This window comes from Mycobacterium sp., assembly GCF_035603715.1.
Lineage (GTDB): Bacteria > Actinomycetota > Actinomycetes > Mycobacteriales > Mycobacteriaceae > Mycobacterium.
Genome location: NZ_DATNJW010000628.1, coordinates 1 through 2,009, shown reverse-complemented (window position 1 = coordinate 2,009; position 2,009 = coordinate 1). Strand labels below are relative to the sequence as shown.

The window sequence follows — 2,009 nt, the reverse complement described above, 5'->3', positions numbered from 1 at the left end:
ACCGCGCGCCCCAGGACGTGGATGGTGCCGTTGATCTTCGATGACGATTTCATCGAGATGCCATGTGTCGCCCGGCCGGGCCCGGCGCCGGCGCAGCCGGTTGGCCTAGGCCTGCCCGAACTTCGCGCACCAGGCCCGGATGGTTTCGTAGCTGACCACGACGCCGCGTTGCAGCATCAACTCCTCGACCTTACGAAAGCTCAGCGGGAACCGGTGATACAGCCACACGCAGTGGGCGATGATCTCGCCCGGGTAGCGGTGTCCCTTGTACGACGGCGATGCAGCGGTCACGACCACCGATCTTGGCAGCGACCAGGCAACTCACCAACTTGATGCGATGAAGGGGCGGGGCCTCCGCTCCTCGTGACGTTCCCGGCGGATGCTGGGGTGTTCACATTCCACGAATCATAGGAGGCCCCTATGGACGAGTATGACGTTAGGCAGTTCGTCGGGATCGATTTGCATCGCCAACGATCGGTCATCGTGCGCCAGTCTGAATCCGGTGATCAGCTCTCGGCGGTGCGGATCGTCAACGATCCGGTCGCGTTGCGGTTGGAGCTTGAGCGCGCTGGCACGGACCCCGAGGTGGTGCTGGAAGCAACCTACGGATGGTATTGGGCGGTCGATGTGTTGCGGGACTGTGGAGCACAGGTGCATCTGGCGCATCCGTTGGGCGTCAAAGGGTTTCGATACCGACGGGTGAAAAACGACGTCCGCGACGCTGGTGATCTGGCCGATCTACTGCGGATGGGTCGACTGCCCGAGGCCTGGATCGCGCCACCGCAGACACGCGAGTTGCGGGAGCTGGTGCGCTATCGGGCCAAGCTGGTCGCGATCCGATCCGGACTCAAAGCCCAGGTCCATGCCGTACTGGCCAAAGCCGGCGTGTTGATCGCGGTGTCGGATCTGTTCGGGGTCGGTGGCCGGCAACGGCTGGCCAAGGTGCCGCTGGGTGCCGCCTACGCCGAGCGGGTCCGCTCACTGCTGGAACTCATTGACGTCCTCGATGGCCACGAAGCGCGGTTCGCCGGGTTGATCGCCAAACGGCTCTGCAACCATCGCGGCTATCAAGCACTCCAGCAGGTACCCGGCATCGGGCCGGTGCTGGCGGCGGTGTTCGTCGCCGAGATCGGCGACGTGCACCGCTTCACCAGCCCCGCGCACTTGTGCTCCTGGGCCGGACTGACCCCCAAGCACCGCGAGTCCGACACCGTCGTGCACCGCGGCCACATCACCAAACAGGGTTCCAAGCTGGTGCGGTGGGCCGCTGTCGAAGCCATCCAGCGCTATCCCACCACGTCGAAGATCGCGCTCGACCGCACCCGGATCGAGTCACGCCGCGGCAAGAACATCGCCAAGATCGCCGCGGCACGCAAACTGCTCACCCTGGTCTACTACGGGCTGCGCGACGGACATATCCGCGCGCTCGACCGTCCCAGGGCGGCGTGAGCACCCCGGACGCAACACACGCGCGGCCGCTGCACTGTCTGACCCCCTACCCGGCGTGGTCGCCAACTTGATTGGACCCCGCGTGTTGCCACCGCACCGCTCCATGCCCACACCAGCCGGGCGAAGGGATGACCGGCAGCCGGACCCAATCCGGCCCTGCCCCAACGTATCTGCGCATCACACTTGGAGAAGGAACCCCCACACCAACACAATCTCACCAAGCTGATCGTCCGGCATCCGCCGACAGCATGCACCGGGCCGGCCCAGCGTCAAGACCGTTCGTCCTCGCTACGCTGCGGGCGCTCCGTCTTGACCCCGGCCCTAACCCAGTGCTGTCTACACGGAGCCCGAAAACCAGCAAAACCACTGCTCAACAACCTCTTGACACACCCCGCCCCTTCAGGGATGACAGTGCCAGCGCCACGACCGCGACCCTAAAGATTTGCGATGGGGCAACCGGCTGAAGGCGCTTGGTCTCGCGGTGGTCTACGCGGGCACTGTCACGTTGGTGAGTGCGGGCGACCTGGGAGGATTCGTCGGGTGACCACCGCAACGCCGTC

At 65.2% G+C, this 2,009-nt stretch carries 1 protein-coding gene and 1 pseudogene; one reads left to right on the top strand and one right to left on the bottom strand.

The genetic code is table 11. The features are described from left to right. Nucleotides 1–291 (bottom strand): annotated as a pseudogene (locus VN856_RS25535) (IS6 family transposase); the annotation flags it as partial. A 129-nt stretch (nucleotides 292–420) separates the two neighbouring features. Here VN856_RS25535 and VN856_RS25530 point away from each other — a divergent pair. Beyond that, the gene (locus VN856_RS25530; protein ID WP_325694519.1) at nucleotides 421–1,449 is read left to right on the top strand and encodes an IS110 family transposase; all 1,029 of its coding nucleotides are present in this window, start codon (nucleotides 421–423) and stop codon (nucleotides 1,447–1,449) included. Nucleotides 1,450–2,009 lie beyond the last annotated feature (560 nt).